The organism is Spirulina sp. 06S082, assembly GCF_034932145.1.
Taxonomy (GTDB): Bacteria; Cyanobacteriota; Cyanobacteriia; order Cyanobacteriales; family Spirulinaceae; genus CCY15215.
Genome location: NZ_JAYGHV010000128.1, coordinates 20,302 through 34,620, shown reverse-complemented (window position 1 = coordinate 34,620; position 14,319 = coordinate 20,302). Strand labels below are relative to the sequence as shown.

The following is a 14,319-nucleotide window of genomic DNA, read 5'->3' as shown; positions in this document are numbered from 1 at the left end:
AATCCATTCAAGTTAAATGCCATGGTGCTGACACCTAAAGAGGTGAACCAGATTCCGATTACCGGCCATGCTCCTAAGAAGAAGTGCAGGGCGCGAGAGTTGTTGAAGCTGGCATACTGGAAGATTAAGCGACCGAAGTAGCCGTGGGCTGCAACGATGTTGTAGGTTTCTTCTTCTTGTCCGAATTTGTAGCCGTAGTTCAAGGATTCGTTCTCGGTGGTTTCGCGTACCAAGGAGGATGTTACCAATGAACCGTGCATTGCGGAGAACAATGCTCCACCGAAGACTCCTGCTACTCCTAACATATGGAAGGGGTGCATCAGGATGTTATGCTCGGCTTGGAAGACCAACATGAAGTTGAATGTTCCACTGATTCCTAAAGGCATTCCGTCAGAGAAGGAACCTTGACCCATAGGATAGACTAAGAAGACTGCACAAGCGGCGGATAAAGGCGCAGCGTAAGCAACGCAAATCCAAGGACGCATTCCTAAGCGGTAGCTCAATTCCCACTGACGACCGAGGTAGCAGAAGCAACCGAGGAGGAAGTGGAAGATCACTAACTGGTAAGGTCCGCCGTTGTAGAGCCATTCATCGAGGCTGGCTGCTTCCCAGATGGGGTAGAAGTGAAGCCCGATCGCGTTGGAGGAAGGAACGACTGCACCGGAAATAATGTTGTTTCCGTAGAGCAAGGAACCAGCAACGGGTTCGCGGATTCCGTCGATGTCCACGGGAGGAGCTGCGACAAAAGCGATGATGAAGCAGGTGGTTGCGGTGAGCAGGCAGGGGATCATCAGGGTACCGAACCAACCGATATAAATACGGTTATTGGTGCTGGTAATCCACTGACAGAAACGTTCCCACAAAGATGCGCTTTGTTGAGTTTGTACTGTTGTAGTCATTGGTTATGATTGCGTGGTTTATAGATTCGCAGGCTTTTGTAAACCGGCTTGAGTCTATACTAACGGATATATTTCGTTTTGTAAAGAGTTTTGCAAAAAAATTTATTTAACCTGGCGGCCAACCCATCTGGCGATCGCCCAAAATGTGCAGGTGCAAGTGATCCACGGTTTGGCCGCCATCGTTACCATTATTAATGACAACTCGATAGCCATTGGTTAATCCGGCTTGCTCTGCAACCTCCTTGACCTTAAGGAGCAAGTGTCCCATCAAAGCATGGTCATCTGAAACAGCTTCGGAAAGTCGGGGAATCGGTTTTTTGGGGATGACCAGGATATGAGTGGGGGCTTGGGGGCTAACATCCTTGAAGGCGAGGCAAAGCTCGTCCTCATAAACAATATCGGCTGGAATTTCTTTGCGGATAATTTTGCTGAAAATAGTTTCCATGTTTATTAATTGGGTAGTCAGTAATAGATATTTTTATTTTCTCAAGAAAGCGATCGCCTCTGCAACGACCGATTCACCAGTAAACTACATTTATACAGTGGTTTGGCTGAAAAATTATGCTGGCTAGAGTTTGGAGTGCGTCTATCGTTGGCATTGATGCGATTAAAGTGGGAGTAGAGGTCGATGTTTCGGGAGGATTGCCGAAAGTTATTGTCGTGGGATTGCCCGATGCGGCGATCCAAGAATCTCGAGAGCGAGTCAAGGCAGCCTTAAAAAATTCGGGGTTAATTTTTCCCATGCGACCTATATTAATTAATTTAACCCCAGCAGACTTACGCAAAGAAGGTCCGAGTTTCGATCTGCCGATCGCCATTGGAATTCTGGCAGCTTCTGAGCAAATAGACCCACAATTATTGGGAGATTTCCTCTTTTTAGGAGAGCTTTCTTTAGATGGTAGTTTGCGATCGGTTGCGGGGGTTTTACCTATTGCTGCTGCGGCACAACGCATGGGTATGACGGGTTTAGTTGTTCCCGAAGATAATGTGCGCGAAGCTGCTGTTGTTGAGGGTTTAAAGGTCTATGGGTTCAAACATTTATCTCAAGTTGCAACTTTTCTTTGCCAACCGGAAGACCATTCCCCAGCAATATTTAATGTCAAAATTGAATCAAATCGGCAGAGGCTAGGTATCTCGGATTTAAAAGAAGTAAAAGGACAAAATCATGCCCGTCGTGCCTTGGAAATTTCCGCAGCAGGGGGTCATAACCTCATCTTGGTCGGTCCTCCTGGCAGTGGCAAAACCATGTTAGCAAAGCGATTGCCTGGAATCATGCCTTCACTTTCTTTTGCAGAAGCTCTAGAAGTATCGCAAATTCATTCTGTTGCAGGTTTATTGAAAAATAAAGGTACATTAATTGAAGAGCGACCTTTTCGCGGTCCCCATCACTCTGCATCGGGACCTTCATTAGTAGGAGGAGGGAGCATTCCTCGTCCTGGGGAAATTTCTTTGGCTCATCGCGGAGTCCTATTTTTAGACGAACTGACGGAATTTAAACGCAATGTTTTAGAGTTTTTGCGTCAACCCTTAGAAGATGGTTGCGTCACCATTTCTCGCACTCGTCAATCGGTGATGTTTCCCGCACAATTTACCCTAGTTGCCAGTACCAATCCTTGTCCTTGCGGTTACTATGGCGACTCAATTCAAGCCTGTACTTGCTCTCCTCGACAACGGGAAAATTACTGGGCAAAATTATCGGGACCGTTGATGGATCGCATCGATTTACAAGTCGCAGTTAATCGCTTGAAACCGGAAGAGATGACGCGACAGGCTGCGGGGGAACCCTCAAAACCGATTCGAGAACGGGTTGAAATTGCCCGCGATCGCGCTCGCAAACGCTTTAGCAATGATACTAGCATCCGTTGCAATGCGGAAATGAAAAGCCGTCACCTCCAACAGTTTTGCGCTTTGGATGAAACCAGTCGCAATTTATTAGAAATGGCAATTCGCAAGTTAGGGCTTTCCGCAAGAGCAATGGATCGAATTCTCAAGGTATCTCGCACGATCGCGGATTTAGCGGCAGAGGAGAAGATTAGTTCTCAGCACGTTGCCGAGGCTATTCAGTATCGCACTTTAGATAGATTACAATAAAATTATGCCAGCGCGAACTCAAGTTATGATGAGTGTTGAGGAAATAGCGATCGCGCAACCTGATAGGATGATTTGACAGCCATTGCGACCCGAATTTAAGAGACTCATGACCGAATTAGATTATCGCATCGAACGCGACTCGATGGGAGAACGCCAACTCCCCAAGGATGTTTACTATGGGATTCAAACCCTTAGAGCAACAGAAAACTTTTCCATTAGCGGACTCAAACCCCTTTCTACATACATTGATGCCTGCATTTTAATCAAAAAAGCGACGGCGATCGCCAATGGGGAACTCGGCTGCATTCCTGATGACATAGCGAAGGCGATCGCTCAAGCTGCGGATGAAGTCCTGCAAGGACAGTTTCGCGATCAATTTGTTGTCGATGTTTATCAGGCTGGGGCAGGAACTTCTCATCACATGAATGTGAATGAAGTTCTGGGCAATCGCGCTCTAGAACTTTTGGGAGCAGAAAAGGGAAATTATCAGCGCGTCAGTCCCAATGACCATGTTAATTACGGTCAGTCTACTAATGATGTTATTCCCACGGCAATTCGGATTGGAGGGTTGCTGGCTTTGACTCATTCTTTGTATCCGGCTTTAGATTCGGCGATCGCGGCACTGAATGAAAAGGCGATCGCTTTTCAAGATGTGGTTAAGTCGGGAAGAACTCACTTACAGGATGCTGTTCCGGTACGGCTGGGAGAAGGATTTCGCGCCTGGGCGAGAATTCTTGGCGAGCATCTGCGGGGCATTAAGTATGCTACAGAGGAGTTGTGCGTATTGGGCTTGGGGGGAAGTGCTTCGGGGACGGGGTTGAATACCCATCCTCAATATCGCTTCCGAGTGGCGGAGTTGCTGGGAGAGTATATCGATCATCCTCTGAGTAGTGCGCCTCATTTAATGGCGGCGATGCAGAGTATGTCACCTTTTGTGAGTGTGTCGGGAGCGCTGCGGAATTTAGCCCAGGATTTGGTGAAAATTTCCCATGATTTACGCTTAATGGATTCGGGTCCAAAAACGGGATTAAAGGAGATTCAATTGCCTCCAGTACAGCCAGGATCGTCGATTATGCCGGGAAAATACAATCCGGTAATGGCGGAAATGATCTCTATGGTTTGTTTTCAGGTGATGGGCTACGATAGCGCGATCGCCTTGGCAGCACAGGCGGGACAGTTGGAATTAAATGTGATGATGCCATTAATCGCTTACGATCTCATTAATGGGATTGAAATTTTAGGTCATGCAATTTCGGGATTAAGCGAGAAATGTATTCAGGGAATTACTGTACAGGACGATCGCTGTTTGGACTATGCAGAGGGAAGTTTAGCGTTAGTGACAGCATTAAATCCTCATATTGGTTATTTGAATGCAGCATCGGTGGCTAAGGAGTCTTTGGAAACCGGAAAATCTATCCGTCAAATTGTTCTTGAAAAAGACTTAATGACGGAAGATGAGTTAGCCCAAGTTCTCGATCTCGAAAAAATGAGCCAACTTCCCACAATTTAAGCCAGAAGGTTTCACTTTCTCGGGTGTTCGATCGCGCTACAATTACCTGCAACCATTCGCGGTGAATGAGGGGTAGCCGCGATCGCCTCTGTGGTTAAAATCAGTTTGCCAGTTTCATCTTTGTACCATCCTTGTGCCTCAACGGTTTGAGGTAAATTAGCGCTGAATTCGGCGATCGCCCCCTCCTCTCCCGATCCCCGTGTCTCTAAATTCACCCAGTCGGCGATCGCCCCTTCTCCTTCGAGAATATCGGTGGGATTGGCGGGAATGCCCCCCCGCCCGGTAATCACAAATCGACTCCCTTCTCGCTCAAATGCGCGGGCTTCTGCGCGATCGCTGGGACAGGCGTGCCGCACCAAATTAGACGGATCGACAAAATCTGCGGCTAAATTCCCCAATCCTTGGCTAGGATTCACATTTAAAGTAGTGATACTCACGGTCCCGCTTAAACCAAACTGAGAGGTAGCAGTAATATCACTTTCAGAAGTGAGTTCATCGCGAAACTCCAAACCGAAAATCCCATTCGTTACAATTGTGATTTGTCCGCCATTTCCCGTGAAAGCGTTAGCAGTAATATCGCTATTTTCACTGGGGACGGCGACAATAAACCCCGCGTTGATGTTAATATTACCCCCATCGCCCCCCGCACTGGCACTTCCTGCGGTTGTCGAGATACTGGAGTTGTAGCGTAAGAGTAGGATATCCGCAACGGTAAAATTAAGATTCCCTCCATCCCCTTCTGAAGTTGAGGCTTCAATGTTAGCTTGCTGGCTTAGGGTGACAGAATTGGCAGTAATATTAACATCTCCCGCACTACCTTTCCCTTCTGCACTACTGGAGATAGATGCACGATTACTAACGGTTAGAGTACCTGTCTCGATGGTAATTTGTCCACCATTTCCCGTTGCTGTATTGCCAATATTACTGGAAAGGCTACTGCCTTGACCATCGCTACGAGTTCCATCAATGGTAATGCTATCACTGGCTGCGATCGCGATATTACCAGCATTCCCCGTACCTTGAACACTGGTCACTACGCTTGCCCCTTCTGTTACATTCACTGTGGTGGCATTAATTTCAATATTACCAGCATTGCCTCGGGAGGAACTGTCGATGCTGCTGGCAATAACACTATTGGCGATCGCAACAGTATCATTAACATTAATCGTAATATTCCCAGCATTACCCTGTCCTTTTGTATCCGTTGAAATTAAAGCATCATTGGTAAGGTCGAGAGAATTAGCACTAATACTAACACTGCCTGCATTTCCTACTCCAGTCTCTTTCACTTCACTGTTAATTCCTGTTTTACCATTACTGCCATCAATACTAATATTATCGCCGGCATTAATGGTAATATTACCGCCATTTCCTTGTCCTAATGCTGCTGTTGTGATAACACCTTGATTCATTATCTCTAGAGAATTCGTATTGATGATAATATCGCCAGCATTACCGATCGCATCTTGCGAGATCTCGCTTTCAATTCTACTTCTTTCACCATTGCCTCCGGTGATTTTCACGGCATTACTGGCATTAATCGTAATGTTGCCTCCATTTCCCTGCGATCGGCTGGAAGTAGTGATAACTCCTCCGTTAAGTACCTCTAAAGACGCAGCAGATAAGGAAATACTCCCCGCATCACCCACGGCACCCGATTGAACTTCACTGGCAATCTTTGAGGTGCTTCCTGTATTGGAAACGCCATCAATTCTAATCGTATCGGTAGCAACAATGTTAATCCTACCCGCATTAATTATCCCTCTCGTATTGGCACTTAAGGTTGCTCCCTCCGTTAGAAAGACATTATTGGCCAGAATGTTAATATCCCCTCCCCTGCGACTAGAAGTACTGGTGGTTGTAGAACTATCTGTTGTTAGAACGCTCTCGGCGATCGCGAAAGTTCCACCACTAACGATCTCGATCTGGCCTCCCAATAAACCCGTTGCCGATAAATCTGAGTTCGCCGCAAATGTGAGATTGTTGCCCGATAAAAGCATTGCATTACCCCCATTACCCGCATTCATGAGGGCTGAAAGTTTTATATTCCCGTCAATATTAATATCATTTTGCGAGTCTATTCGCAGACTTCCTCCTTGAGTTGCCCCCTCACTTTTGATAACATCATCTCCCGTTGCAGTGAGGGAAATATTGCCCGTTAATGTAGCATTGGGAAAGTATTGATTGGTTAGCAAAACCGTTCCCGCGATCGGCATTCCACCACTGTTAAATTCAACTTTTCCGATCGCAATATTAGCACTGGTTCCCGTGCCTCCAGTCCCTGGTGTTGCGGAGGTAAATGTTCCTGTTCCTGTTATCCCCGTAGTACCATAATTGGTAGTTCCCGCACGAATATCTAAGGTGGGATCGCTTGTCCCGTCAATGTTGAAGGTAGAACCATTGGATAAGGTAACAGACTCAATTAATCCATTGATGCCATCTGTCCCTGTAATTCTAATATCTCCTGGAATGGTAACGCTACCACCAGCTAGAATATGCAAGGATGCTCCGGTATAACTGGTAAAACTCACATCACCACTAGCACGAATGATGGGGTCATTGGGACTTAATAGATCGCCTAATCTACCATTTAATTCCTCGATCCGAAAGTGTCCTCCGCTATAATAGTGAGCATCGCCAATAACGGGGGCGGCACTGCGTAACACCATATCAGCGCCGGAAAATAAGCCGCTTTGGGGATGGTTTAAAGCAAAGATATCGAGACGGCGATCGCCTTGTAGGATTAATTCTTCCCCGGCTGAGGCGATAAAGGGCTGCTTGGTACTATCGCGAATCTGTAAAGTATCTCCTGCTTGTAAGGTGAGATTTTCTCCTGCCTGTAAGTATCCTTGTAAATTGAGGCGATCGCCAACTAGAGTGAAATCTTTCCCAACTTCTAAGCGGCCTTGGCTGGTAATATCTCCTTGGGGAGTGCTGGGATATTGAATTCCAGGGGTAATATTAAGGGACAGTAGAGGGGGAAGATTGGGGTTACTGGCATTGAAAGTATAACCATTATTGAAGAGAATTCCCTCGGAAGTCGTGGCAAAAAATGACCCAGCAATATCGAGACGAGCATTTTCTCCAAAATAGATACCATTAGGATTAATAAGAAATAAATTGGCATTTCCTTTCACTCCAAGAGTTCCCAAGATTTGCGAAATGTTATTTCCTGTAACGCGAGTGAGAATATTTTCAATTTCTATCGGATTGGCGAAATAAACTTGCTCTCCGTTGCTAATATTAAATTCGGCAAAACTATGAAAAAGATTATTTCCGCGACTTGCACCCCCTTCGATCAGGGTTTGTAATCTTTGTTGGGGAGTTAGGAGAGAAGACTCGGAACCTAAAGTATTATCGGGGATAATTTGAGCAGAAGCAGGGGGGATGATATCTCCAAGGAAAGCTGCGATCGCCAATCCGAGGCAATATCTCAATACTTTTATCTTTTTGGTATTTCGCCTTTCTTGGCCTGCCACCATTATCCTTGTGTCCCTAGGGTTATCTTAGTCTAGCATATTCATTTCATCGTTAATAAAAAATAGCGATCGCTTAAATTGACTTAAATTGATTTTTTTCGAGTGAATCAGTCCAAGAAATGAGATTTTTCCCTGCTTGTTTGGAATAATATAAAGCCTTGTCTGCTTCTTCATAGACTGTTTCTAGACTTTTCTGGGAAGCCAAAATAGACAATCCTGCACTCACTCCCAAGCCCAAATTATCTTTCGTGAGAGAAAATTCCGCAATCAGACAGCGCAATCTTATTGCAACGTTACTCGCTTCAATAATCCCACAATTTTCTAGCAGAATAGCAAATTCATCTCCCCCAATTCTAGCAACGAAAGATTCTGGGGAACGGACATTCATTTTTAGGAGTTCTCCAATTTGGCACAAAAGTCGATCGCCAAAAGGATGCCCATAAGTGTCATTAACGTTTTTAAATCCATCTAAATCTAGTAATATTAATGTATGAATTCTCTTGCGATCGCGATCGTCGTTGTACAATTGGGTAACAGCTTCTTGGAATCCTCGACGATTGACTAATCCTGTTAGGGGATCGGTTCTCATTAACTCTTCAGATCGTTCTAGATTTTGTTGCGTTCTTAATAAATTAGGCAGACAGCGTTTTAATTCAATTGCGGTATAACCACTTACTAATGCTGTGATTAATTTTGTGCATCCTTCTAACCAATAATCTGTGTGCCAAATATTCCATGCTGTCACTAAATGACTGAGGCCGCAGCTAAAAATAAAGGCAGCAAATAGTACGAGAAGCGATCGTGCTTTTTCGGTTGCATAATTGCGATTGATAAACATAATAGTCGGAATGGAAAAATAAGCTAAAAAAATGAGACAATCGGCAGTAACGTGAAGTGTCGTTAAGGGAACATTCCAAAAAAAACAAGAACCATGAGGCATTAAAGCAGGAAGTGTCAACATCAATAATCTCCAATTCAGCTAGAGAATTTATTCTTATTATAAGCTGCGACACTTGTAGCATTATTTTTGTGAATCTGAGAAGATATTGTTACAACTTAAGTTTTCAGTATTTTCCACAATATCTATTAACATTTATTAACTCAGTTATCCGAAAAAACACTTTGAAAAGATTGTACTTTTAAATCTATCCCCGTAATTGCCGTACCAACAACAACGGCATAAGCACCTAGATCGAGGGCTTTTTTTGCCATTTCCGGTGCAGCAATGCCTCCTTCACAAATTGTAATAATGTCCAATTGGGAAACAATTTGACTTAATAATTCCCATCCTGGAGGGTGACTTTCAGATGTTTGCTGGGTATACCCGTAAAGTGTTGTCCCGACAATATCTGCACCTGCTGCAACCGCTTGAGTTGCACTTTCGAGATCGTCGATATCTGCCATGACTAATTTACCGAGTTCATTGTGAATTTTAGTAATAAGATTGGCAACGGTTTCTCCTTGGGGGCGATCGCGTAGAGTAGCATCAATAGCAATAATATCAGCACCCGCTTGGGCGATGGCGATCGCGTCTTGAAAGCGAGGGGTAATATAAACCTCATAACCCGGTATTTGTTGCTTCCAGAGTCCAATAATCGGGGTATTGGGTAACTTTTGGCGCGTGGCTTTGACATGGGAGGGAGTATCAATTCTCACTCCTGCGGCACCTTGGAGAATCGCTGCTTGGGCGATCGCCGCAATAATATTGGCATCGTGGAGAGGAGAATCAATCGGCGCTTGACAGGAAACAATTAGGCCTTTTTCTAAGGTTTTCAATAGCATATAAAAATTATCTTTACAGAATTTTACTCGGATGAGAGATAATTATACCATGTAGGAGTCAGGGGTTTGGAGACCAAACCCCTACCAATTACCAAGGGCTACCAATCATGGTAAAACCACTCCAATAATAAGGATGAGTCAAATCTAAAACGCCTTGTTGCGAGATTTCACTCGGTAAAGTAAAATTATTTCCAGAGGTTAATAATTTTCCCGGTTCTAATCGAATTTCACCGCGTAACATTGAGAGTTGTGCCTGTCGCAATGCCTCGGCTTTAATGCTTGAATCTCCCAAGCCTTCATAAAAAGTCGCGATTAATCCGAGAGATCCCAAGCCTTCATAAAAACCCGTCATCAAGCCCAAAGTTCCCGCGTCATTGACATACCAAAGACTCCCTAATGCCGATTTTACACCTGCTGCTAAAGCCAGTCCTGCAAACCCTAATTCTGCCTCAGAATCTCCTAAAGCTGTGCGACAAGCACTCAAAACCAACAGATCGACAGGAGGTTTATCAAAACCCAATTCTTTGAAGCGATCGAGGGGTAATCGTTGGGAATTAAATTGAATGTAAGAATTATTCGGTTGTCCAGGTTTAAACTCTGCATGGGTTGCTAAATGAACAATTCTAAAATCTCGTGCCGCCCGAGCGCCAATTAATATTTCTAGTGTAAAATCTTCATTGAGAAAGGACTCTCCTTGCCAAAGGCGATCGCTAATGACTTCTAATTCAACCGAAACCGCCGGAAGTGGATCGCGATCGCTAAAAGTATCGGCACCCATGGCCAAAACTTCAGCATCTCCGAGTTTGCGATATTGAGGATCGATGAGAGACAGACTGGGAACGAGTCCAATATTATAGTGTTCGATTAAAAAATTATCACCATCGTGAAGAGCGGCAAAGGGAATAGAACGCAAACCAGCGTCCACAATAAACACGAGATTGTCAATACCTCGTTTTTGTAAGTCTCTTTCAATCGGTGCAATTAACCATTGATAGAGTTGTTGAGACGGGTTGAGGAATTGGGTGGGACGACGAATATTAGTGATAGTACGGCGAAATTGATTGGCACTGGCGATGACTTGTTTGCGGGTGATTCCTGTCATTTTATGGCGAATAATAGTTCCTGCTTGTGTCACCAACACAATCTCTAATTCGTCGCTGTCTTGTTGCTGTTGTAAAGACCTGACAAAATCTTCACGATGGGCATTGAGTAATGATTCATTGAACTGCCATAATAGAGTTCTATCATTTTGATAGGTTGGTATCGGGGGTTTAAAGAAAATATAGACAAGCGCCGGAGTAAAATTGGTTTGAGTGTGGATATTGGCTAATATTCGCCGTGCTTCTTGGAGGCTGAGGGTTTTAGTTTGCTCAATTCCTAAATAATCTTCAAAATGTTTGCTCAACCCCTCTTCAAGTTGCTCAAAAAGAACTTCATCGGCGATCGCATCAAAACGAAAGGAGGAAGCAAGGGAAAATTGAGATGAGAGAGAAGAAATGGGGGAAAAAGAAGATAAAAAATAAGGGAAGGAAGGTAAAGGTATTGAAAGTGATGGTTCAGTAGTTGAGGAATTTTGAATTGATAATATACTATTGACACTATTATTAGCTGAATTGGAATTTTCCCCCAGAAAAGACAAAATTTGAGTAGAAAAAGTAAGATTAGCAAGGGTATTACTATCTTTCACGATGCCCATTAAATCGAGGGTAACATTGTTCTCGGCGGCGATCGTGTTAAAACTGCCATCAAGTGCGCCAATTGACCAAGTAATTAAATGAGGTGTTGTCTCCTTGCCTGATATAAAGTTAATATTTCCACTCGAAAAAGTAATGTTATTTAAGTCTATCTCAGAAGCCAGAAAATTTTCGACGATGATATTGCCCACAGCATCGGGTCCATTATTCGTGACGATCGCCTTCAAACTCACAGGTTGTCCCGCGCTGACTACAGAAGGGGAAATAACCTGTGTAATTTGCAGATCCGCAGTCACTTCTGTTGCACCGATATCCACTTTTGTGCCTCGAGAAAAACCCCGTTGATCCGTTGTCAGTCCCAGATTCATCCCCGCATCGATCGCCGCACTACCGGGGAGAAGAACGTGGGTTTGAGTATTACCAGTATAATTGCCAAGGGGGGATAGATTGGGGTCAACTTCCGTAATATTCCCCGTTCCTAATGACAAATTGGTAGTTCCTGCAGTCGTCCCGATCAGGTTAAAATCAAAACTACTCCCCGTAAAATCTCCCGCCAGATCGTTGCCTGTATTCTGAGCAATAATAGAATTGGCGATCGCAAAAGTCCCGTTACTGCGATAAACTCCTCCTCCTTGATTATTGGCGATCGTGCTATTACGAATAGTTCCCCCTTGGCTGAATATTCCGCCTCCATTTATAGCCATATTACCAGAAATCGTACTATTGGTTAGATTGGCGATCTTATTCGTATAAATACCACCACCATTATTATTACTAACATTACCCGAAATCGTACTCTTGGTAAGTTCAACATTTCCACTATTGAAAATCCCGGCACCATTTCCACTGGCCATATTATTAGCGACGGTACTCTCAATCAGGGTGACATTCCCATTAAGATCAAAGTTTAAAATGCCGCCTCCAACCCCACCAGTGGCGGCATTATTGGCAACGGTACTATTAATCAAGGTGACAGAACTATCGCTATAAACCCCGCCACCATTCAAGGCAGAGTTATTAGTAACGGTACTGTTTACAAGAGTTAAAGTCCCCATTCCTGTATGATGGATTCCCCCTCCATCTCCTGCTGTTGTTCCATTTTGAATAGTAACATTGCGAATGGTTGCATTATCGGCATTGATTGTAAAAACTCTCGAAGTTGCTGTGCCATTAATAAAGAGTTTATCTTGTCCTGTTCCCTCTAAAGTTAAATTTTCCGCCGTCCAAGTAATATCGGAAGCGAGGTTAATGGCTTGAGGATTGACAAAGACTCCCGTAGTATCAAAGGTAATTAAATCGCCATTTCCAGCACTGGAAATGGCATTTCGTAGGGATCCTCCCCCACTATCTGCTGTGGAGGTAACGAGTTGAGTCGCTAATTTCCCTTCCCATTCCTGTAAGGTTTCCGGGGTAAAAGGATTCTCTGCGGCGATCGCACCGATGCGATACTCTAATTCCCAGTTTCCTTGGTAGTTGGCGCTTCCCGTTACGTCGGTAGAAGCGGCAATATCTGCCCCTGTCGCCTTGGCAATATTTCCGATCAGGCTTTCTCCTGCGCTTCCCAAGGCAGTTAAGCAACTATAGAGGAGGATATCTGCATTGGCGCTAAGGGACTGTCCCCATGCTTGCAACTGTTCTCGATGGATGCCTCCTTCGGCAACGCTTTCGGCAGTGACGAGGGCATTACCCAACCAAAAGTAACCTTGATTACCTTCGGTAACAATATTAACTGCGTCAATGTCTCCTCCTTCTGCATTGATCGCCGATAATTGTTCGGTAACAAATGAGATTCCGTCTTTGTGAGTAGGGACGAGAGTGGCGATCGTTCCAGCCGTTCCCCCGTACAGTAATTGATAAGGGTTATCGGCTCGTTCGTCAATGAAAGTATAGAATAAAGGATCTTGTGGTTCGTTGGCAAATATCATCACTGTGGGGGCATTTTCCCTCCCGTCTCCCGTATGAATGAGATCGTAATCTGTGGGAGTAACGCGATGAGTTGCTGCTAAATTAACAGTTTTTGCCGTCACTTCTCCAGCCAGGAAAACATCACCGGAATGGGGAGTGGGAAATGAGGAGTCGGGAGAGGCTATTACCGCTTCAACTCTCGGTGTTGTTAATAATTCGGGAAGACTTAGAGGGGTAATTCCTTGACTAATTTCAGCTTCTGGAAGTTCAATACTGAGTAACATTCCCTTTTGGGAAAGCCGGACTAAATTAGTGCCTGGAACCGCAGCGAGGGTAATATTTCCTCCTGGTGCCGCGATCGTTCCGGTATTGATGACGGTTCCTCCTATTAAAGCGATATTTTGGCCGCTAGGAACGGCTAAATTTCCAGCATTAATAATTGTTCCTGGTTGTTCGCTTAAGAAGGTAAATTGATTGGGAGTACCGACTAAATTTTCATAATTGTTATCTCCTACTGCATTAAACCAACCCCCATCAAAACCAATTTTATCCGCCGTGGTAGCGAGGAAACTACCGGGAACGTTTAAACTCGCATTTCCGCCAAAGACAATACCGGCTGGGTTCATTAAATAGAGATTGCTATTTCCTCCGGTTACTTGAATTAGTCCGTTGATGATTGACGGATTTCCTCCGGTTACTCGCCCTAAAATATTGTCAATTTGAGGGTTAGAACGAAAATTAGCAATTTCGTTGGTATTCAGTCCCAGTTCGCGAAAACTGTGGAATAAATTTGCTCCTGCTTGGATTCCTCCCTGAATATTGTAAGTATTTCCCTCATGATTTATAATAGTTTCTGTCGTAGTAAAATCAGCTACGATTGATTGTGCCGATACCGCTTGGCTAGCGATCGCTTCATAACAACATAAGGGGGCAAATAGGATGGGAAGTTTTCTAAACAC

At 44.5% G+C, this 14,319-nt stretch carries 9 protein-coding genes; 3 read left to right on the top strand and 6 right to left on the bottom strand.

The annotated features are described in order from the left end of the window. Both psbA and VB714_RS08705 read right to left on the bottom strand, forming a co-directional pair. A partial coding sequence (psbA, locus tag VB714_RS08710) for a photosystem II q(b) protein (RefSeq protein WP_323223182.1) occupies positions 1-899 on the bottom strand: 899 nt, incomplete at its 3' end. A 106-nt stretch (positions 900-1,005) separates the two neighbouring features. Further along, positions 1,006-1,344 (bottom strand): histidine triad nucleotide-binding protein, encoded by a 339-nt coding sequence (locus VB714_RS08705; protein WP_323223180.1) that lies wholly within the window; start codon positions 1,342-1,344, stop codon positions 1,006-1,008. On the opposite strand from VB714_RS08705, the gene VB714_RS08700 reads away from it, so the two are divergent. The 3 genes from VB714_RS08700 to VB714_RS08690 all read left to right on the top strand — a co-directional run bounded on the left by VB714_RS08700 (position 1,343) and on the right by VB714_RS08690 (position 4,500). Next, complete coding sequence (locus tag VB714_RS08700; protein WP_323223178.1) at positions 1,343-1,471, top strand: hypothetical protein; 129 nt, start codon at positions 1,343-1,345, stop codon at positions 1,469-1,471. The genes VB714_RS08705 and VB714_RS08700 overlap by 2 nt on opposite strands. After that, complete coding sequence (locus VB714_RS08695) at positions 1,461-2,990, top strand: YifB family Mg chelatase-like AAA ATPase (RefSeq protein ID WP_323223177.1); 1,530 nt, start codon at positions 1,461-1,463, stop codon at positions 2,988-2,990. Before VB714_RS08700 ends, VB714_RS08695 begins: the two co-directional genes overlap by 11 nt. Positions 2,991-3,096: 106 nt before the next feature. Next, complete coding sequence (locus VB714_RS08690) at positions 3,097-4,500, top strand: aspartate ammonia-lyase (RefSeq protein ID WP_323223175.1); 1,404 nt, start codon at positions 3,097-3,099, stop codon at positions 4,498-4,500. Positions 4,501-4,511: 11 nt separating this feature from the next. Here the strand turns inward: VB714_RS08690 and VB714_RS08685 are convergent, their stop codons facing one another. From VB714_RS08685 to VB714_RS08670, 4 genes are all read right to left on the bottom strand, one after another. Continuing rightward, positions 4,512-7,982, bottom strand: a complete 3,471-nt coding sequence (locus tag VB714_RS08685; RefSeq protein ID WP_323223173.1) for a filamentous hemagglutinin N-terminal domain-containing protein — start codon at positions 7,980-7,982, stop codon at positions 4,512-4,514. Positions 7,983-8,052: 70 nt separating this feature from the next. Then, entirely contained in the window at positions 8,053-8,940 is an 888-nt protein-coding gene (locus tag VB714_RS08680; RefSeq protein ID WP_323223171.1) for a GGDEF domain-containing protein, read from the bottom strand. A 140-nt stretch (positions 8,941-9,080) separates the two neighbouring features. Beyond that, positions 9,081-9,761 carry an N-acetylmannosamine-6-phosphate 2-epimerase gene (locus tag VB714_RS08675; protein ID WP_323223169.1) on the bottom strand — a complete coding sequence of 227 codons (681 nt, stop codon included), beginning with the start codon at positions 9,759-9,761 and terminating at the stop codon, positions 9,081-9,083. Between the two features lie 88 nt (positions 9,762-9,849). Next, positions 9,850-14,319, bottom strand: coding sequence for a CHAT domain-containing protein (locus tag VB714_RS08670; protein ID WP_323223167.1), 4,470 nt, complete (start codon positions 14,317-14,319; stop codon positions 9,850-9,852).